This window comes from Pseudonocardia sp. ICBG601 (assembly GCF_020496245.1).
In genome coordinates, this window is record NZ_JAHLJA010000178.1 from 80831 (window position 1) to 98305 (window position 17475).

Below are 17475 nucleotides of genomic sequence, written 5' to 3' on the forward strand. Positions count from 1 at the left end.
TTTGGAAATGGTGGGTGTGTCGGGATGGTCGACACGGCTGGGGTGCTCCATCGTGGTCGGCATGCAGGAACGACCGCGCCGGTACCCCTCGGACACCAGTGATGCCCAGTGGGTGGTGATCGAGCCGTTGTTACCGCCGCTCGCGCGGCGGGGGCGGCCTGTTGCTCATGCTCGTCGGGACGTGCTGGACGCGATCTTGTATGTCGTGCGGACCGGGTGTGCCTGGCGGGCGTTGCCGGTGGACTTCCCGCCCTGGCAGACCGTCTACTGGTACTTCAACCAGTGGGAACAGCAGAAGGTCACCGAGAAGATCCTCCCGGTCGTGCGGGGGCAGTTACGTATCGCCGAGGGCCGTGATCCGGAGCCGAGTGCGGGGATCATCGATTCCCAGTCGGTCAAGGGCGCCGACACCGTCGGCCAGGACTCCCGCGGCTACGACGCCGGGAAGAAGACAGGCGGACGGAAACGGTTCATCGTGACCGACACCCTCGGTCTGCTGCTGACCACGATGGTGTGCTCGGCCTCGGTACAGGACCGCGACGGCGCCAAGCCGATCCTGCTCAACCTCTACCTGCGCACCAGGGTGCGGTTCGTCTACGCCGACGCCGGCTTCGCCGGGCGACTGCTCGACTGGGCCGCCACGATCCTGCAGACAACGATCGAGATCATCCGCAAGCCACCCGAGCAGCGCGGATTCACCGTCCTCCCACGAAGGTGGGTGGTCGAACGGACCCTGGCCTGGCTCACCGCACACCGACGCCTGGCCCGAGACTACGAACGCCACCCCACCACATCCGAAGCCATGATCCGCTGGGCCGCGATCAACACCATCACCCGCCGCATCGCCCGTGGATACCCCGCCACCCGCCAGCAGAAACACACGACACCCTCAACCCACTAGAATTTCCAAACACGCTCTCAGTGCCGAGGTCCCGCCCGCGGTGCGGTCGGTCCGCACGATGCAGACGCTCAGGTCGGCGCCCCGCAGGTCCCAGCCGCCCGCGTTGCACGGCCAGTGCTTCTCCCCGTGCAGGACGTACTCGCCGCGGGCGCGGTCGTGGGTGGCGACGAGCTGGATGCCGGCCCGCCGGTCGGGGTGGTCGAAGTTCGCGGTCCCGCCCCGCTCGCTCACCGCCCACCCGGCCAGGAAGCGACCGGTGGGGTCACCGGTGGCGCGCCGGATCCACCGGTCGCGCAGCTCCTCGGGGGCGGCCCAGAGCAGCGGCTTCAGGGCGAGGCCGTTGACCAGCAGGGTCGTCGCGAAGCCGGGATCGACCGCGCACAGCTCCTCGACCGCGATCAGGAAGTCCACCTGGGACAGCCCGCCGCCGCCGAGCTCGCGGGGCAGGAACAGCGTGGTCAGCCCCGCGGCGTAGGCGGCCTCGTAGGCGGGTCGGGTCGCCCGGAACGCCTCCTGCGGGTCGGGCAGCGACTCGGCCCGCTCGACGACCGGGCGCAGCACCTCCCGGGCGAACTCACGAGCCCGGCGCTTCAGGTCGCGTTGGGAACGGGAGAGCGTGAAGTCGACGGCCATCGGTCACCTCCTGCGGCTCCGGTCACCGGGGGGAGTCGGGCCCGTGGCCGCGGAAGCCGGTCCCGGTGAGCTCGAGGGCTCCGCGCAGCCCGATGTCGTTGTCCGCGATGTCGTCGAGGGTCGCGGCGTCGAGCACCGCGAAGTAGGCGTCCAGCGCATCGGAGAACACGTTCCGGGCCCCGCACACCCCCGCGATCCGGCAGTAGCGCGCCGACCCCAGGCACTCGACGACGGCGAAGTCGCTCTCCATCGCCCGCATCACCGCCCCGACCGTGATCGACGACGGCCGCGCGGCCAGCCGCACACCGCCGCCCCGCCCGCGGGAGGTCGCGACGAGCCCGGCGGCGGCGAGCCGCTGGACGACCTTCTCCAGGTGGTGGCGGGAGACGCGGTGGGCGTCGGCCATCTCGCCGACCGAGCCCCGCCCGCCCGGGGCGACCCGGAGGTACATGAGGACACGGAGGGCGTAGTCGGCGTGGCTGGTGTGTTTCACGGGCGCGTGTGCTCCTCGTCGCCGGGGATGAAAGCAGTATTCGATCTACCGGTTACCGCTGTGTTTCCCCAGGTGAAGCTCGTGTGGCGGCCCTCGGACCGGTGCCGTCGACGCCGCCGTGGCACTCCCGGGCGTTGCACGAGGGTGTCGCGACACCGCACGTGACCGGGGTGGCGCCGCTCGTGACACGGACCTTCCGTCGACGGCGCCGCGGGCCCGATGGTCGGCGGCCACCGAGCCAGTTCCGAACCGGTACGCCGGGTACCGGTTCCGGCCCGGTGCCGTCCCCGATCCCGATGCGAAGGGAAGCGCCATGCCTGTCGACTTCACCTTGTCCGACGAGCAGCGCAAGCTGCAGCACGACGTCCGTGCGTTCTCCGAGAACGTCCTCCAGCCGGTCGTCGCGGCGGCGGACGCCGAGCCCGACCCGCTCGAGGGCTTCCGGATGACCAAGGGCGCCTACGTCGAGGCGTACAAGGCGGGCATCGCCATGTGCATGCTGCCCGCCGAGTACGGCGGCGGAGGGGTCTCCTGCGTCGACCTGGTCATCGCCGCCGAGGAGATCTGCGCTGTCGACCCCGGCTTCGCCTGCACCGTGCTCTGCAACGGCCTCGGCCTCATGCCCATCGCCTGGTACGGCAGCGACGAGCAGAAGGAACGCATCCTGCGGGCCGCCACCTCCGACCCGACCGGCACCTACCTGGGCGGGTGGACCGCGAGCGAGCCGCCCGGCAACCCGGCCGGCACCGCGAACTTCGACATCCCGCTGCCGCGCCCGGCCGGCGTCGGACTCACCGCCGTCCGCGACGGCGACCACTTCGTCGTCAACGGGCGCAAGTACTGGCCGTCCTCGGCGGGGTGGGACGAGAACGGCGTGAACGCCGGGACGCTCATCGTCCGGACCGACTCCGAGGTGGGCGGCACCGAGGGACTGTCCGCGCTGATCCTGGAGGGCGGCACGCCGGGCGTCACCTTCCGCCACCTCGACAAGATCGGTCACCGGCTCGCGTCGAACGCCGAGATCGTGTTCACCGACGCCCGGATCCCGGTGGAGAACCTCCTCCCCGGCGCCGAGGGCAACGGCGACCTCGTGATCAACCGGAACTTCGCCTGGTCCGGACCGGTGGCGGCGATCGCGGCGGTGGGCATGGCCCGCACCGCCTACGAGACGGCCCTGGACTTCGCCCGCAACAACACCGCGGGTGCCCTGAAGCCGATCATCGAGTTCCAGAACGTCGGCTACGTGCTCGGCGACGTCGCGTCGAAGATCGAGATGGCGCGCTACTTCTGCTGGCGGGCCGCCGACTACCTGGACAAGCACGACCAGCACGCCGAGCTGGTCGGCGCGATGAACAAGATCCAGGTGACCGAGATGATGATCGACTGCGTGTACAAGTGCATGCAGATCGTCGGCGTCAACAGCCTGGAGACCGCCAACGGCTTCGGCAAGCTGCTGCGCGAGGTCGCGGTGCTCCCGATCTACGACGGCGGCAACATGGGCATGCAGCGCCGCCGCGTGCACGGCATCCTCGCCGACCCGCTGTTCAACCCCCGGGCGATCATGGACGACGACATGGTCGTCTTCGGCAAGCAGCACGAGTCGATCGGCACGATCGCCGGCTGACCGACCGGGTGCCCGGCCGCGTGCCGGGCACCCGACGCCTGCGGCCCGTGGTGCCGCCGCGGTCATCGCAGGGTCACCGTGACCTCGCCGGCCAGCGTCGCCGCCGCCACCGCGGTCGCCTCCGCCTCGGGCAGCGCGACCAGCACCAGCGGCCCCGGGTCCGCCCGCGCTCCGGCGGCCCCCGTGGCGGGCGGCAGCACCGCCACCACCCCGGCCCGGGCGGCCAGCACACGCGCGCCGTCCGGGCCGCCCGCCACGACGTCCACCCGGGAGCCGGGGGACAGCAGTGCGGCCACCGCCGGGTCGGCCGGGCGCAGCGGCACCGCCGAGGCGCCCGGCCCGCCGGTGACGACGGCGAGCGCGGACCCGACCAGCCGCAGCTCACCGATCGGCTCGCCCGCGGCCACCGGTCCGGCGAGCAGCCGCCCCGCCACGGCGGCGGGCGCGGTCAGTGCACCGGCGGGGGCGAGGGCGGGCGGCCAGGCGGCCACGACCACGTCGGCCGGGCCCAGCGCCGTGCCGGGGGCGAGGTCGCGCGCCGCGACCAGCACCGGGACCCGCTCGTCACCCGCGGCGGGGAGCAGCGCCACCACCACGGCCGCGACCGCGAGAGCAGCGGCCAGCACGCGGCGGGCCAGCAACGCCCGTGACCAGGAGGGCCGCCGCAGCAACCGCTCCCACGGGCGGTCCGCCCGCTGTGTCTCCTCCGCCATGACCGTCCCTCCGCCGTCGTGGTTCCGACGCTAGGGCGGGACGCGGCTCAGAACGGGCCGATCCACCGGCCTGTGGACAACTCGGCCGGTTGTGGACGGATCAGGAGGCGGCGGCCTTCGAGGACGAGGCGGTGGACGACGTCGAGGACGACGAGCTGCCCGAGTCCGAGGAGGAGGACGAGGAGCCCGACGAACCCGACGAGGAGTCCGACGACGAGCTCGACGAGGAGCTGTCGGACTTCGCCGACTCGGAGGAGGACCCGCTGCTCACCGAACCCGAGCGGGAGTCGGTGCGGTAGAAGCCGCTGCCCTTGAAGACGATGCCCACCGAGGAGAAGACCTTGCGCAGCTTCCCGCCGCAGTTCGGGCAGGTGCTGAGGGCATCGTCGGAGAACGACTGCACCGCCTCGAAGCGGTGGTCACACGCGGTGCATGCGTACTGGTAGGTCGGCACAACATCCTCCGGACGAACTGGGGCGGTGCCCGCCCATGGGCTGGCACTCGACGAGAGCGAGTGCCAGCATACTCCGCGGCGACGGGCGGGCCGACCCGTCCACACGGTCAGGGCGAGAGATGCACCACCCCGTCACCGGGCAGGACGACCGCCCCCACCGCCACGTCGTGGTCCTCGGCCGGGACCTCGTCGCGCAGCTCGCCGTCGTACAGCGGGACGACCAGCAGGGCGCCGGGCGCGGCGAGCGCGAGCGTCCGGTCGTAGAAGCCGCCGCCGCGGCCCAGCCGTCGTCCGCGCCGGTCGACGGCCAGCGCGGGCACCACGACCAGGCCCGCCGTCGCGAGCGCGGCGGGTCCGAGCCGGGGACCGGTCGGTTCGACGACCCCGAGCGGCCCGGGCGCCAGGTCGTCCGGCCCCCGGTAGACGGTCCAGTCCAGCGGCCCCGGCTCGTCCGGCACCACCGGGGCGAGGAGCTCGTGGCCCACGGCGACCAGGGCGTCGGGCAGTGACGGCACCCCCGATCCCGCCCCGCCGGGTTCGGTGCCGATCGGCAGGTAGCAGGCCACCGGGCCGGGCGTCGCGGCGGCGAGCGCGCACAGGTGCACCGACAGCGCGGCGGTCGCCGCGGCCCGGTCGGTGACCGGGCGCCCGCGACGCTCCGCCAGCAGCAGCCGCCGCAGTGCCCGCTTGGCCTCACCGGGTCGTCCACCCTGATCAGGCGATGATCCACCCCCGTCCCCCGCGCGAGCCGTCACGGCTCCAGGCTAGAGCTGTGGCTAGGCTCGCCGACCATGAGCGTGCAGACGTCCAGCGGCACCGGGGCCTTCCGCACCGCCGTCGTCCCGGCGGCGGGTCTGGGCACCCGGTTCCTGCCGACGACCAAGGCCGTGCCGAAGGAGCTGCTCCCCGTCGTCGACACGCCCGGGATCGAGCTCGTCGCCGCGGAGGCCGCCGAGGCCGGCGCACAGCGGCTGCTGGTCGTGACCTCTCCGGGCAAGGACTCGGTCGCGGCCTACTTCCGCACCGACGACGAGCTGGTCAAGACCCTGGAGGGCCGGGGCAAGGGCGAGCTGGCCGACAAGGTCCGCCGCGCCCCCGGCCTGCTCGAGGTCGAGTCGGTGTACCAGTACGAGCCGAAGGGCCTCGGCCACGCCGTCGCCCAGGCCGGCCCGGCGCTGGCCGACGACGAGCAGGCCGTCGCCGTCCTCCTGCCCGACGACCTGGTCCTCCCGACCGGGGTCCTCGCCCGGATGGCGCAGGTCCGCGAGGAGCACGGCGGCAGCGTGCTCTGCGCCTTCGACGTGCCGCGCGAGCAGATCTCGGCCTACGGCGTCTTCGAGGTCTCCGACACCGGCGCCGACGACGTGAAGCAGGTCCACGGGATGGTCGAGAAGCCCGCCCCGGACGAGGCGCCGTCGACCCTGGCCGCGGCCGGTCGCTACCTGCTCGACCGCGCGATCTTCGACGCGCTGGACCGGATCACCCCGGGCGCGGGCGGTGAGCTGCAGCTGACCGACGCCGTCGCGCTGCTGATCTCCGAGGGGCACCCGGTGCACGTGGTCGTGCACCGCGGCGGGCGCCACGACCTGGGCAACCCCGCCGGGTACGCGCGGGCCTACGTCGACTTCATGCTGCAGCACCCGGAGTACGGCGAGGATCTGCGGACCTGGCTGAACGAGCGACTGAAGGACTGAGAGTGCGCACGGTCACCGATCACCTGTCCCGGATCCTGGACGTGGCGGTGCGCCCGGCCCCGGTGCGCGTCGCGATCACCGACGCGCAGGGGCTGCGCAGCGCCGAGGAGGTCGTCGCGGCGCGTCCGCTGCCGGTCTTCGACCAGGCGGCGATCGACGGCTACGCGGTGCGCAGCGTCGACGTCGCCGGGGCCAGCGACGCCTCCCCGGTCACCGTGCCGGTGGTGGGCGAGATCGCCGCCGGGTCGCGGCAGCCGCTGCGGCTGCAGCCCGGCCAGGCCGTCCGTGTCGCGGCGGGGGCGCCGCTGCCGACCCTCGCCGACGCCGTCGCCCCGCTGGGGTGGACCGACGGCGGCGCCGCGCGCCTCACGATCCGCCGCGGCGTGCCGTCGGCGGGCTTCGTGCGCCGGGTGGGGGAGGACGTCCAGTCCGGCGACGTCGCCGTCCGCGAGGGTGACGTCGTCGGCTCGGCCCAGGTCGCGATGCTCGCCGCCGCGGGCCGGGACAAGCTGCTCGTGCACCCGCGGCCGCGGGTCTCGGTCGTCTCGGTCGGCGACGAGCTGGTGGAGGTGAGCCGCTCGGCGGCGTCCGGGCAGGTCGCCGACGTCTGCTCGCACGCGGTGGTCGCCGCCGCCCGTGAGGCGGGCGCGGAGACCAACCGGCCCCGCACCGTCGGCGGCAGCGCCGCGGAGATCCGCGGTGCGGTCGAGGACCTGCTGCCGGCGTCGGAGATCGTCGTGGTCTGCGGGGCGGGCGGCGGGACGACCGCGGCCGAGGCCAAGAGCGGGCTGGCCGACCTCGGCGGCATCGACGACACCCGCGTCGCGATGCACCCCGGTTCCGCGCAGGGCTACGGCCGGCTCGGCCCGGACGCCGTGCCGGTGTTCCTGTTCCCGTCGCACCCGGCGACGGCGCTGGTGCTGTTCGAGGTGTTCGTCCGGCCGCTGATCCGGCTGGCGCTGGGCCAGGAGCCGCTGCGGCGCACCTGGACCGCGCGGCTGACCTCGCCGATCGTCTCGCCGGCCGGGCGGCGGTCCTACATCCCGGCACGGCTGCTGCGGTCCGACGACGACGGCGAGCTGCTCGCCCAGCCGCTCGGCGCGTCGGGTACCCACCTGCTGGCCGTGCTGTCCGAGGTCAACGCCCTGGCGGTCATCGACGAGGACGTCACCGAGATGACCGTCGGTGAGCACGTCGAGCTCGTCCCCCGCGGGCGGAACTGAGCCGAGTGCCGCCGCCCGTCGTCCCCGAACCGCCTGGCGGCCACCCCGGCTGGCCCGCCGTGCTCGGGCCGCTGCGGGTGCGCGGGCACGAGGTGGGGCTGCGCCCGGTCCGGCTGCGCGACGGCGGTGACTGGGCCCGGATCCGGGTGCGGGACGAGCACTTCCTGCGCCCCTGGGAGCCGACGACCTACGGCGGATGGGCCCGCCGCAACTCCGGTGTGGAGTGGCCCGGCCGGTGGTGGCTGCTGCGCGGGGCCGCCCGGCGCGGGCTGTCGCTGCCGTTCGCGATCACCGTCGACGGGGCGATGGCCGGGCACGTCATGGTCGGCAACGTCGTGCGGGAACCGCTGTTGTCGGGCTACGTCGGCTACTGGCTGGACTCGACGCTGGGCGGGCGCGGGATCACCACCGCGGCGGTCGCGCTCGTCCTGGACCACTGCTTCGGCCCGGTCCGGCTGCACCGCGTCGAGGCCACGGTCCGCCCGGAGAACGCGGCCAGCATCGCCGTGCTCGCCCGGCTCGGGCTGCGCCGCGAGGGACTGCTCCAGCGCTACCTCGACGTCGACGGCGCCTGGCGCGACCACTACGCCTACGCCGTGACCGCCGAGGAGGTCCCGCCGGGTGGTTTCGCGGCCCGGCTGGTGCGCCACGGCCGCGCGTCGCGGTCCTGACCCTGCGCAGCCCCCGCACCTCGTTCGATCACTCACCGGAGTCACACGTGTACCGCACGTCTCTGGTTTCGCACCGTCCGTCCGAGGGACCACGGCGCGTCGCGGCCCGGGTACGGGCACACGCCCGATTACGGTGATCGGTGGTGGCGCGGGTCGGGGCCGTTCCACCGGGTGGACTGCACCGGTCGGGGAGGAGGCAGCCGTGCCCAGCTCTGTGATCTTCGTGGGTCTGGTCGTGCTCTGGCTGCTGATCCTCGTTCCGACCGTCGCCCGGCGCCAGCAGGAAGTGGCCCGGCTCAGCCCGGCGCTGCTGTCCGGGCGGGTGCTGGAACGTCCCGCGCGGCATCGACACCCGGAGGTTCTTGTGACACAGCGATCCGGTCCGACCACGGTCGGCGAGCTGGCGGAGGCGCGGGACGACGTCCCCGCTCCCCGTGGGCGCTCCGACGAGGCCGACCAGTACGCCTACGACGACGCCGAGGACGTCTACGACGACGCCGAGATCGACGACGACGGCCGGGTCCGCGGGCCCGGGGGCGCCGATCTCGACGACCGCGACGATCGCGATGACGATCTCGACCGCGCCGATCTCGAACGCGACGACGACCGCGCCGATCTCGACCACGACCTCGTGGACCACGACGAGGCCGGCCTCGACGAGCGGGTCCGGTCGGACCGGGAGCGCGACCCCCGGTTCGACGAGGACCACGCACCCGCCGACCTCGTCGACGCCGACGACGAGCACGGGATCGACGCCGACGGGATCGGCGAGGTCGACGAGGACGGCTGGTCCCGCCCGCCGGCCCGCTACCGGCCCGGCCGCGGGGGCTTCGACCCGGAGGCCGCCGCCGCGGCCGCGCACGCCAAGTACGCGTTCCGCCAGCGCGTCGTCCTCGGTCTGCTCGTGCTGCTGCTCGCCGCCGGCGCGGCCGCGCTGCTGGTCTCGACGGTGTTCTGGTGGGTCACCGGCGCCGTCGGCGTCGGCCTGGTCGGCTACCTGACCTACCTGCGTCGCCAGGTCCGGATCGAGGAGGGCATCCGAGCCCGCCGTGCCGCACGCCTGGCCGGCACCCGGCAGTCCCCGGCCGCCGACGACCCCGAGCTCGACGAGTGGGCCCACCGCGGCCGCGAGGCCTCCACCGGGCGGGCCGACGACGAGATCCGCGCGACCGCCGCCCCCGACACCGCGGTCACCGACGAGGACGACGACTGGACCGCCGACGACGGCGAGCCCACCCGCGTCCGCGGCACCGGCGAGCCGCTGGGCGTGCTCCCGGCCCGCGGACGCACCGTCGAGGGGCCCGTCGGGACCGAGCACGAGTCGTCGCTCCCGCGCCTCGCCGCGGCCCCGCCGCCGCCCGTCCCGGCCGGGACGTCGCTGGTCGACGTGGACGCCGAGGAGGAGCCCGACGAGTTCGACGCGGGTACCCCCCACCGGCGTGCGGTGGGGGAGTAGGGGTCTGTTAGGGTTCTTCAGGTCAGCCCGCGAGGGCGGGCCTGATACACCTGGGGCTGTAGCGCAGTTGGTAGCGCGTCTCGTTCGCATCGAGAAGGTCAGGGGTTCGATTCCCCTCAGCTCCACCACAAGGTCGTTGTTCACACCGGCGACATCACCGCTGTGAGTTCCACCTTCCCGCCGCCTGTCCTGTCCGGCGGATGACGAGGGTCTGGACCTCCTGTTCGGATGCGAGCGGTCGAGGGGCACGGTTCCCGCGTAGCGAGCCTGCACCAGCCTGGCGCGTTCATCGCGCAGCGCGTCACGTTCGATTTCGTACCCCTGGCTCTCTTGTTCGGCGATCGCGCCGGCTCGGAGTGGACCGTTTCGGCGAGCGGGCCATGAGGGGGTGTCATCGAGTCCGGGACGTCGTCGCCTCAGCTCCGGCGGACTGACTCGCGCGCGGGGTCTTGATGAACAGCGACAGCGCGGCGGCGGCGAGCACCGTGACGATGGCGACGGTGAAGACCGTGTCGAGGGCGTTCAGGAACGTCAGGTGCGCCGCGTGGATGACCTCGCCGGCGAGGGGACCGCCGAGTTGCTCGCGGAGCTGTTCCTGGGTTCCGGCGGGAAACCCGAGCGCGACGCTCTCGTGCAGGCCGGCGTCGGCACCGAGGTCACCGACGAGTTCGGCGGGTGCGCTGGTCGCCCGGACGGCTTGGGCGAAGGTCTGGGCGACGATGCTGGAGATGATGCTCCCGAACACGGCGATGCCCAGGGTGCCGCCGAGCTGTTGGGTGGCTTGTTGGATCCCGGAGGCGACACCGGACTGCGCCTCGGGGGCGCTGCCGACGACGAGGTTGATGGCCGGGACCAGCAGGAACCCGGCGCCGGCGCCGGCCAGCAGCAGTGCGGGTGCCAGCGACAGCACCGAGGAGTCGGTGTCGAGGCCGAGCAGGATGAGCAGTGATGCGGTGATGGTGCCGGCTCCGATGAGGACCGTGCCGCGGCTGCCGAGGCGTTCGGTGGTCCATCCGGCCAGGGGCGAGGCGATGGTGAAGATCGCGGTCAGCGGCAGCATCGCCAGGCCGGTCGCGATGGCCGTCCTACCTTGGAGGCCCTGGAAGAAGAACGTCAGGTAGAACATGATCGCGAAGAACACGAACATGGTCACCACACTGAGCACGCACCCGATGGCGAAGGTCCGGTCGCGGAACAGCGCCAGGGGCACCATCGGGCGGCGCACCCGGGCCGCGATGAGGATGAAGCCCGCCAGCAGGACGAGCCCGGCGACCAGGAAGCCGATGGTGCCCGCCGTCCAGCCGTTCTCCTGGATGGCGGTAATGCCCCAGATGACAGCGACCATCGAGGCCACCAGGGTGACGGCTCCGGCGAGGTCGAGCCGCTCGCGGGACTGCGGCGGTGAGTGCTGCAGCACCCGAGCGCCCACCAGCACGGCCAACAGCCCGAAGGGCAGGTTGACCAAGAACACCAGGTGCCAGCTACCCAGCGCCATCAGCGCCCCACCCAGGAGCGGACCCGACGCAAGGGCGGCAGCGGTGACCGCGCCGAAGACGCCGAGTGCACGAGACAGCGCGCCGGCGGGGAACGCGGTGCGGATCAGCGCGAGTCCGGCCGGGCCGATCGCGGCGGCGAAGACCGCTTGTAGGACGCGCCCGGCGATCAGCATCTCCACGCTCACCGACACCCCGCACAACAGTGAGGCAAGGGTGAAGCCGCCGACGCCGATGAGGAAGACCCGCTTGTGCCCGAGCCGGTCGGCCACCGTGCCCGCGGGGATCAGCAGACCGGCGAAGACCAGCAGGTAGCCGGTGGTGACCCACTGGATCTGAGTCGGGCTGGCTTCCAGATCCGCGGCGATCGCGGGGTTGGCGACGGAGACGATCGTGCCGTCGAGCTGGATCACCATGATCCCTAGCGCGACCGCCAGCAGTGTCAGCCACGAACGCCTGCTCACTGCTGCGGGAGCGGTCGATGGGCTGTCGTGGTCGGGTGAAGCCGTCATCGCGGTTCCTTCCTTGTGCACTGCGCAAGTTTGACTTGCGCACCGTACAAGAGACTTGCGCAGTGCACAAGAAGGTTCGTAGGGTAGGGCTCGTGGCCACCGAACGACTCGACCGGCAGCGCGTCATTGCCGCCGCCGTCGCCCTTCTGGACGCCGAAGGTCTCGACGCGCTGAGTACTCGGCGACTCGGCACGGTCCTGAACGCCTCGGCGAACGCGATGTATTGGCACGTCGGCAACATGGACAACCTCGTCGGTCTCGCCGTCGACACGGTCTTCGCCGAGCTCGAACTGACCAGCGGCGACGAGTCGTGGCGGGGTCGGCTTGCCGCCACCGCCCGCGAACTGCGCGGACTGTTCACCGGCCACCCCTGGCTGACCGCAGCATTCAGTGCCAATCCCCGCATCCACGGACCAGGCATCGTGCGGTTCCAGGACCACCTGCTCCAGGTCTGCCACCAGGCCGGCTTCGCCGGATTCGACCTCGACTGGGCCGGTGCGACCGTGTTCTCCTACGTCGTCGGTGACGCCTGGGGGCGGACCCCGCCGCCCGGCAGCGAGTCAGCGGATGCGGCCGAGCTGGTCGAGCAGGTCAAGGCCGACCTCGCCGACCACCCACTGCTCCTGGAGCGCTACATCGCCCTCGCCGGCGCTGACCCGGCCGACGTCAACGACGCCAGCTTCGAGTTCGGACTCCGCACCCTGCTCGACGGGCTCCAAGCCCGCCTCGAACACCACGGTCAGGGTGTGCCGCCGGCGAGCTGACCGGCGTCTGACGTTCATCTGCATGGCCGGCCGTGCCGCCCACGGCCCGCATCGGATCAGCGAGGCAGCCCACCGCAGCGCGACGGCGAGAAGCGCCGGCACCGTACTGACGATGGCCGTGCCCAGCGCACCGATGGCCTCCATGGCGAGGCCGCCGGTAACGCCGACAGCTTCACCGGGCTGCTGGCTTCGCGGATCGTCGCGACGCCGGCGAACGCAGGCTTCTTCATCGTCCGGCCGCCGCGGCGCGTTCGCGGTTGGCACGGATCTCGTCGTGGTGGTCGGCAGCCCAACCGATCAGGGAGGTGACGATCTCGTGGAGGCCGTGCCCCAGCGGGGCGAGGGCGTACTCGACGCGCGGGGGGACCTCGGCGTAGGCGGTGCGGGTGATCAGGCCGTCCTGGTGGAGCTGGCGCAGGGTGAGGGTGAGCATGCGCTGGGAGATGCCGGGGACCTGTCGTTGCAGGTCGGTGTAGCGCAGTGGTCCTGACTGCAGGACCGCGATGATCAGCAGGCTCCACTTGTCGCCGACGCGGTCGAGGGTCTGGCGGATGAAGTCCATGTGTTCGGCAGGAATGGCCGCACACGGCCCGATCGCCGCCGCTCCTGCTGCCGTCTCTCGTTCCGCGGTCGTCTCCATGACGCACATTCCTCTCCGGCACGCACACCGATGTGCCTTTTGTATCGCCTCCCATGCTGGTCCATCATGGCGTTACGCACAAGTCGTAAGTAATGGAGGCGCGTGATGAAGGTGGAGATCTGGTCCGAGGTGACCTGCCCGTGGTGCGGGCTGGGGAACCACCGGGTGGCCAGGGCCGTCGAGCGGTTCGAGCACTCGGACGAGGTGGACCTGGTCCACCACTCGTTCCCGCTCAGCGGCAGCTTCCCGGAGGGGCGCACCTTCTCCGTCCGTGAGGCCCTGCTCCGCCAGCACGGTATCGGCGGCGACCGGGCCGAGGCCTCGACCCGGCGGATCGAGAAGCTCGCCGAGAGCGAGGGCCTGACCCCCTACCGGGTGCTGGACAACGAGGTCGGCAACACCGATCTGGCGCACGAGTTCCTCGCCCACGCCAGCGCCCAGGGCCGCAACCGCGAGGCCTGGGACCTGATCTTCGGGACCTACTTCGGCAGGGCCGAGCCGGTCTTCTCCCCGGAGGACCTGCTGGGTCTGTCCGACGAGCTCGGCCTGGACCGCGAGCAGACCCGCCAGGCCCTGACCGACCGCCGCTACCGCCGGCAGGTCCGCGACGACGCGGCCCGCGCCCAGCGCCTGGGGGCGGCCGGTGCGCCGTTCATCGTCGTCGACGGCCGCTACGGCGTGCCCGGCGCCCAGGACAGCGACAGCCTCCTCGAGCTGCTGCGCACGGCCTGGGACGACAGCCCCCCCCTGACCCTCGCCACCGCCGGCGGCGATGCCCCGGTCTGCGGACCGAACGGCTGCGCCGTCCCCGAGCGCGCCTGATCCACCCCCTGAACTCACCCCTGCACTCCTCGAAAGGCACTGCGATCACCATGAGCACCCTGCTGGTCCTCGGCGGCAGCGGCCGCACCGGCGCCCACGTGCTGGAGCATGCGGCCCGGCGCGGCCACCTCGTCCGCGCGCTGGTCCGCAACCCCGACGCGGTGCGGGCGCCGGCCGGCGTCGAGCTGGTCCAGGGCACCCCCGCGAACATCGACGACATCCGCCGGGCCGCGAAAGGCACCGAGGCGGTGATCAGCGTGCTGAACAACGCCCGCGCGTCCGACAACCCGTGGGCCAAGCCGGTCAGCCCGCCGACGTTCATGGCCGACGCCGCCCGCGACACCCTCACCGTCATGGGCGAGCAGGGCATCCGCCGCATCGTGTTGACCTCCACCCAGGGCGCGGGCGACGACTGGGCTCGGCTCAACCCGCTGGTCAAGGCGTTCATCACGCTGTCGAACGTCAAGGTGGGCTTCGACGACCACACCGGCGTCGACCAGGTCGTGCGCGCCTCGTCCGACGTCGACTGGACCCTGGCTCGCGCCGTCGCCCTGACCGACAAGCCCGCCTCCGGTCCCGTGCGAGCGGCCGAGGCCGGCACCGAGAAGCCCGGCACGACGATCAACCGCGCCGACCTCGCCCGGTTCCTCGTCCAGACCGTCGAGGACGACGCCTGGATCCGCCAGGCGCCCCTGGTCTGGAACGCACGCCGCTGACCCACTCCGTGATCCGCATCCGCCTCATGCGCAACAGCGCTCCGAGCTCGGATGCGCCGTCCGTCGATCGCGACGCCGGACCGGAGTGACCTGACAGCAACCGGCACCCCACCTCCCGAGGAGCGCGAGGACACCAGCATGACCAGCACACTCAGCGGCAAGACCGCCCTCGTCACCGGATCCAGCCGCAGCATCGGCCGGGCCATCGCGCTCGGCCTCGCCCGCGAGGGGGCCCTGGCCGCCGTGCACTACGGACGCGACGAGCAGGCCGCCGAGCAGACCGTCGACCTCATCGAGAAGGAGGGCGGCCGGGCCTTCGCCGTCGGCGCGGAGCTGGGCACGCCCGGCGCCGTCGACCAGCTCCTCCACCAGCTGGAGGCAGGACAGCGCGACCACACCGGGGAGGCCGTCCTGGACATCCTGGTGAACAACGCCGCCGCGACGACGCCCGCCGGCAGCGCCCCGGAACAGGTGCCCGCCGAGCAGATCGACGAGATCTTCGCGGTCAACGCCAAGGCCCCCTTCTTCCTCGCCACCGACCGGGCGCGCTGGATCACCGGAGCCGCCCTCGACGCCACCGGCGGCAGCCTCCTCGGGGCGCAGCCCGCTCCGCCCCGTCCCGGCTCTTCCCCTCTCCCCGAAGGAGTCCACCGCTGATGAACGTCTTCCTGTGGATCGTGCAGGTCGTACTGGCCGGCATGTTCGCCATGGCCGGTGTCATGAAGGTCGCGCAGTCCAAGGACAAGCTCGTCGAGAAGCTGCCCTGGGTGGCCGACTTCTCGGCCGGCACCGTCCGCTTCATCGGCATCGTGGAACTCGCCGGCGCCCTCGGGCTGATCCTGCCCGCGGCCACCGGTATCGCCACCGTGCTGACGCCACTGGCCGCCGTCGGCCTCGGAGCGACGATGCTGCTCGCCGCGACGTACCACGCCCGGAAGAAGGAGTTCTCCGCGATCGGCTTCAACGCCGTCCTGCTGGTCCTCGCCGTCCTGGTGGCCTGGGGCCGCTTCGGCCCGTACGGCCTCTGAAGCCGCCCGTCACGAGAAAGAGAGTTCCCTGGATGAATGCCGGACAGGTCGACGCCGATCGATCCTCGAAGAAGGCTCGGTTCATCAAGCTCGGACCGGGCGAGGCCCTGGAGACCCGCGTCGACATCGCACCGCTCTACCTGCTCAAGGCGGGCGCCGCTCACACCGACGGCCAGTACTCGGTCCTCGAGGTGTCGGTGGGTCACGAACTCCCACTCCACATCCATGAGACCGCCGACGAACTCTTCTTCCTGTTGGACGGCACGCTCCGGGTGACCTTCGACGACGAGCAGCACGAGGTCGGCCCGGGCAGCTTCATGTTCCTGCCGGCGGGGGTTCCCCATGCGATCAAGCCGCTGGGGGAGCAGGGCCCCGGCAAAGTCGTGATGGGTGGGTCCTGAGCTGCGGTGATGTGGGGGGTGGGGGTGGGTGCGGACACAGGCTTGGCGTGATCATGAGGGTGTCGAATCCTTGCTCACGTCAGGAAGCCTGTGTCCGCAGTGTCAGTGTCTCCGATCGTTGCTGCTCTGGAAGGCCTGGAGGTCGGTCCTGACGCGGGGAGAGCCGCGCCGGTCGGTGAGGCGGCGGGGTTGTCGCTGGTGGAGGCCCTGTCGCGAGTGCCGGACCCGCGGAAACCACGCGGTGTCCGCCACGGTGTCCTCGCGGTGTTGCTACTGGGGGCGTGCGCGGTGTTGGCGGGGGCCCGGTCGTTCACCGCGATCGCCGAGTACGCCCATGACGTCGGCCGCGCCGTGCTGGACGTGCTCGGGGTGGGCGCGGTCGCTCCGCACGAGTCGACCATCCCGCCGGGTCCTGCAACGGGTCGACGCCTCGGCGCTGGAGGCGGCGTTGCAGTCCTGGGTGTTGCCCCAGCTCAGCGCCCAGCCGGCGGCGGAGGGCACACCCCGGCGAGAACAGCGTCGCGTGCTGGCCTTGGACGGCAAGACCCTGCGCGGCGCCCGCGTCCGTGCCGCCGACGGCAGGGTCTGGCTTCCGCATCTGGTGTCGGTGCTCGACCAGACCAGCGGTGGCGTGCTCGGCCAGGTTCAGGTCGCAGAGAAGGGCAGCGAGATCACCGCGTTCACCGCGCTGCTCGACCCCCTCGACCTCGACGATGTACTGGTCACCGCGGACGCTCTGCACACCCAGCGAGCCCACGCCGACTACCTACACCGCACGCGGCGGGCACTACCTGATGACGATCAAAGCGAACCAGCCCACGCTGCTGGCACGGGTACGGGCGCTGCCCTGGACCCAGATCGGCGTCGCTGATCGTCAACGCGGGCGTGGGCACGGCCGCGTCGAGACCCGCACGATCAGCGTGGTCAGCCTGCACCCCTGTCCCGACCTGGGCGCAGAGTTCTTCCCCCACGCATCCCAGGCGATCAAGCTGGTGCGCCGGCGTCGCCCACTGCGGCCTGGCGGGAAGTGGAGAACCGAGACCGCCTACGCGATCACCAGCCTGACCAGCACCGACGCCGATCCAGGACTGCTCGCCCGCTGGATCCGTGGGCACTGGTCGATCGAGAATCGCCTGCACTGGGTCCGTGATGTCTGCTTCGACGAAGACCGCGCCACCGCCCACACCGGTCACGCCCCGCAGGTCATGTCGGCGTTGCGGAACCTCGCGATCACCGC

20 protein-coding genes, 1 tRNA gene and 2 pseudogenes are annotated in these 17475 nt (G+C 72.3%); 16 read left to right on the forward strand and 7 right to left on the reverse strand.

What is annotated here, in order from left to right:
* Nucleotides 1-7: 7 nt before the first annotated feature.
* A pseudogene (locus KPL57_RS57860) lies at nucleotides 8-917 on the forward strand (IS5 family transposase); the annotation flags it as partial.
* Here KPL57_RS57860 and KPL57_RS57865 read toward each other — a convergent pair.
* Both KPL57_RS57865 and KPL57_RS57870 read right to left on the reverse strand, forming a co-directional pair.
* A complete protein-coding gene (locus KPL57_RS57865; RefSeq protein WP_226358584.1) occupies nucleotides 890-1534 on the reverse strand; it encodes an acyl-CoA dehydrogenase family protein in 645 nt (214 codons plus the stop codon). The pseudogene KPL57_RS57860 and the gene KPL57_RS57865 sit on opposite strands and share 28 nt — an antisense overlap.
* 22 nt (nucleotides 1535-1556) lie before the next feature.
* Nucleotides 1557-2027: an Rrf2 family transcriptional regulator gene (locus KPL57_RS57870; protein ID WP_226358585.1), complete on the reverse strand. Its 471-nt coding sequence runs from the start codon at nucleotides 2025-2027 to the stop codon at nucleotides 1557-1559.
* 313 nt (nucleotides 2028-2340) lie between these two features.
* Between KPL57_RS57870 and KPL57_RS57875 the strand changes: the two genes are divergently transcribed.
* The gene (locus KPL57_RS57875; protein WP_226358586.1) at nucleotides 2341-3651 is read left to right on the forward strand and encodes an acyl-CoA dehydrogenase family protein; all 1311 of its coding nucleotides are present in this window, start codon (nucleotides 2341-2343) and stop codon (nucleotides 3649-3651) included.
* Between the two features lie 62 nt (nucleotides 3652-3713).
* Here the strand turns inward: KPL57_RS57875 and KPL57_RS57880 are convergent, their stop codons facing one another.
* From KPL57_RS57880 to KPL57_RS57890, 3 genes are all read right to left on the reverse strand, one after another.
* Nucleotides 3714-4364 (reverse strand): SAF domain-containing protein, encoded by a 651-nt coding sequence (locus tag KPL57_RS57880; RefSeq protein WP_226358587.1) that lies wholly within the window; start codon nucleotides 4362-4364, stop codon nucleotides 3714-3716.
* Nucleotides 4365-4464: 100 nt separating this feature from the next.
* Entirely contained in the window at nucleotides 4465-4818 is a 354-nt protein-coding gene (locus KPL57_RS57885) for an FmdB family zinc ribbon protein (protein ID WP_226358588.1), read from the reverse strand.
* A 107-nt stretch (nucleotides 4819-4925) separates the two neighbouring features.
* The gene (locus KPL57_RS57890; RefSeq protein ID WP_226358589.1) at nucleotides 4926-5573 is read right to left on the reverse strand and encodes a 5-formyltetrahydrofolate cyclo-ligase; all 648 of its coding nucleotides are present in this window, start codon (nucleotides 5571-5573) and stop codon (nucleotides 4926-4928) included.
* Between the two features lie 36 nt (nucleotides 5574-5609).
* Between KPL57_RS57890 and KPL57_RS57895 the strand changes: the two genes are divergently transcribed.
* The 5 genes from KPL57_RS57895 (at nucleotide 5610) to KPL57_RS57915 (ending at nucleotide 9990) form a co-directional block, all read left to right on the forward strand.
* Nucleotides 5610-6512, forward strand: a complete 903-nt coding sequence (locus KPL57_RS57895) for a UTP--glucose-1-phosphate uridylyltransferase (protein ID WP_020627027.1) — start codon at nucleotides 5610-5612, stop codon at nucleotides 6510-6512.
* Between the two features lie 2 nt (nucleotides 6513-6514).
* Nucleotides 6515-7735 carry a gephyrin-like molybdotransferase Glp gene (gene glp, locus KPL57_RS57900; protein ID WP_082375558.1) on the forward strand — a complete coding sequence of 407 codons (1221 nt, stop codon included), beginning with the start codon at nucleotides 6515-6517 and terminating at the stop codon, nucleotides 7733-7735.
* 5 nt (nucleotides 7736-7740) lie between these two features.
* Entirely contained in the window at nucleotides 7741-8406 is a 666-nt protein-coding gene (locus tag KPL57_RS57905) for a GNAT family N-acetyltransferase (protein ID WP_075308419.1), read from the forward strand.
* 202 nt (nucleotides 8407-8608) lie between these two features.
* Complete coding sequence (glpR, locus tag KPL57_RS71140) at nucleotides 8609-9862, forward strand: gephyrin-like molybdotransferase receptor GlpR (protein WP_308187884.1); 1254 nt, start codon at nucleotides 8609-8611, stop codon at nucleotides 9860-9862.
* 52 nt (nucleotides 9863-9914) lie between these two features.
* Nucleotides 9915-9990: transfer RNA gene (locus tag KPL57_RS57915), tRNA-Ala, on the forward strand.
* Between the two features lie 263 nt (nucleotides 9991-10253).
* On the opposite strand, the gene KPL57_RS57920 is transcribed toward KPL57_RS57915, so the two are convergent.
* A complete protein-coding gene (locus KPL57_RS57920; protein WP_226358590.1) occupies nucleotides 10254-11867 on the reverse strand; it encodes an MFS transporter in 1614 nt (537 codons plus the stop codon).
* 92 nt (nucleotides 11868-11959) lie between these two features.
* On the opposite strand from KPL57_RS57920, the gene KPL57_RS57925 reads away from it, so the two are divergent.
* Nucleotides 11960-12631 carry a TetR/AcrR family transcriptional regulator C-terminal domain-containing protein gene (locus KPL57_RS57925; protein ID WP_226358591.1) on the forward strand — a complete coding sequence of 224 codons (672 nt, stop codon included), beginning with the start codon at nucleotides 11960-11962 and terminating at the stop codon, nucleotides 12629-12631.
* A gap of 226 nt (nucleotides 12632-12857) precedes the next feature.
* Here the strand turns inward: KPL57_RS57925 and KPL57_RS57930 are convergent, their stop codons facing one another.
* Nucleotides 12858-13271 (reverse strand): helix-turn-helix domain-containing protein, encoded by a 414-nt coding sequence (locus KPL57_RS57930; protein ID WP_308187883.1) that lies wholly within the window; start codon nucleotides 13269-13271, stop codon nucleotides 12858-12860.
* A gap of 105 nt (nucleotides 13272-13376) precedes the next feature.
* On the opposite strand from KPL57_RS57930, the gene KPL57_RS57935 reads away from it, so the two are divergent.
* The 8 genes and pseudogenes from KPL57_RS57935 to KPL57_RS68490 all read left to right on the forward strand — a co-directional run.
* Nucleotides 13377-14093, forward strand: a complete 717-nt coding sequence (locus KPL57_RS57935; RefSeq protein WP_226358593.1) for a DsbA family protein — start codon at nucleotides 13377-13379, stop codon at nucleotides 14091-14093.
* Nucleotides 14094-14143: 50 nt separating this feature from the next.
* Nucleotides 14144-14809: an NAD(P)-dependent oxidoreductase gene (locus KPL57_RS57940; RefSeq protein WP_226358594.1), complete on the forward strand. Its 666-nt coding sequence runs from the start codon at nucleotides 14144-14146 to the stop codon at nucleotides 14807-14809.
* A gap of 138 nt (nucleotides 14810-14947) precedes the next feature.
* On the forward strand, nucleotides 14948-15466 hold the full coding sequence (locus tag KPL57_RS57945) for an SDR family NAD(P)-dependent oxidoreductase (RefSeq protein WP_226358595.1): 519 nt from the start codon (nucleotides 14948-14950) through the stop codon (nucleotides 15464-15466).
* A complete protein-coding gene (locus KPL57_RS57950) occupies nucleotides 15466-15837 on the forward strand; it encodes a DoxX family protein (protein ID WP_226358596.1) in 372 nt (123 codons plus the stop codon). Before KPL57_RS57945 ends, KPL57_RS57950 begins: the two co-directional genes overlap by 1 nt.
* 32 nt (nucleotides 15838-15869) lie before the next feature.
* Nucleotides 15870-16238 carry a cupin domain-containing protein gene (locus KPL57_RS57955; RefSeq protein ID WP_226358597.1) on the forward strand — a complete coding sequence of 123 codons (369 nt, stop codon included), beginning with the start codon at nucleotides 15870-15872 and terminating at the stop codon, nucleotides 16236-16238.
* Between the two features lie 216 nt (nucleotides 16239-16454).
* Nucleotides 16455-16580: pseudogene (locus KPL57_RS73250) on the forward strand (transposase family protein); the annotation flags it as partial.
* Nucleotides 16573-17109 (forward strand): ISAs1 family transposase, encoded by a 537-nt coding sequence (locus KPL57_RS68485; RefSeq protein WP_264199875.1) that lies wholly within the window; start codon nucleotides 16573-16575, stop codon nucleotides 17107-17109. The pseudogene KPL57_RS73250 and the gene KPL57_RS68485, both read left to right, overlap by 8 nt.
* The coding region (locus KPL57_RS68490; RefSeq protein WP_264199876.1) for an ISAs1 family transposase at nucleotides 17033-17475 on the forward strand (443 nt) is incomplete at its 3' end. The genes KPL57_RS68485 and KPL57_RS68490, both read left to right, overlap by 77 nt.

What these genes read in the sequence shown, in the direction of transcription:
- KPL57_RS57945 (WP_226358595.1), top strand. Translation starts at nt 14,948, where the DNA reads ATGACCAGCACACTCAGCGGCAAGACCGCCCTCGTCACCGGATCCAGC.
- KPL57_RS57940 (WP_226358594.1), top strand. Translation starts at nt 14,144, where the DNA reads ATGAGCACCCTGCTGGTCCTCGGCGGCAGCGGCCGCACCGGCGCCCAC.
- KPL57_RS57930 (WP_308187883.1), bottom strand. Translation starts at nt 13,271, where the DNA reads ATGGAGACGACCGCGGAACGAGAGACGGCAGCAGGAGCGGCGGCGATC.
- KPL57_RS57955 (WP_226358597.1), top strand. Translation starts at nt 15,870, where the DNA reads ATGAATGCCGGACAGGTCGACGCCGATCGATCCTCGAAGAAGGCTCGG.
- KPL57_RS57920 (WP_226358590.1), bottom strand. Translation starts at nt 11,867, where the DNA reads ATGACGGCTTCACCCGACCACGACAGCCCATCGACCGCTCCCGCAGCA.
- KPL57_RS68485 (WP_264199875.1), top strand. Translation starts at nt 16,573, where the DNA reads ATGACGTCGGCCGCGCCGTGCTGGACGTGCTCGGGGTGGGCGCGGTCG.
- KPL57_RS57865 (WP_226358584.1), bottom strand. Translation starts at nt 1,534, where the DNA reads ATGGCCGTCGACTTCACGCTCTCCCGTTCCCAACGCGACCTGAAGCGC.
- KPL57_RS57875 (WP_226358586.1), top strand. Translation starts at nt 2,341, where the DNA reads ATGCCTGTCGACTTCACCTTGTCCGACGAGCAGCGCAAGCTGCAGCAC.
- KPL57_RS57880 (WP_226358587.1), bottom strand. Translation starts at nt 4,364, where the DNA reads ATGGCGGAGGAGACACAGCGGGCGGACCGCCCGTGGGAGCGGTTGCTG.
- KPL57_RS57950 (WP_226358596.1), top strand. Translation starts at nt 15,466, where the DNA reads ATGAACGTCTTCCTGTGGATCGTGCAGGTCGTACTGGCCGGCATGTTC.
- KPL57_RS57935 (WP_226358593.1), top strand. Translation starts at nt 13,377, where the DNA reads ATGAAGGTGGAGATCTGGTCCGAGGTGACCTGCCCGTGGTGCGGGCTG.
- KPL57_RS57895 (WP_020627027.1), top strand. Translation starts at nt 5,610, where the DNA reads ATGAGCGTGCAGACGTCCAGCGGCACCGGGGCCTTCCGCACCGCCGTC.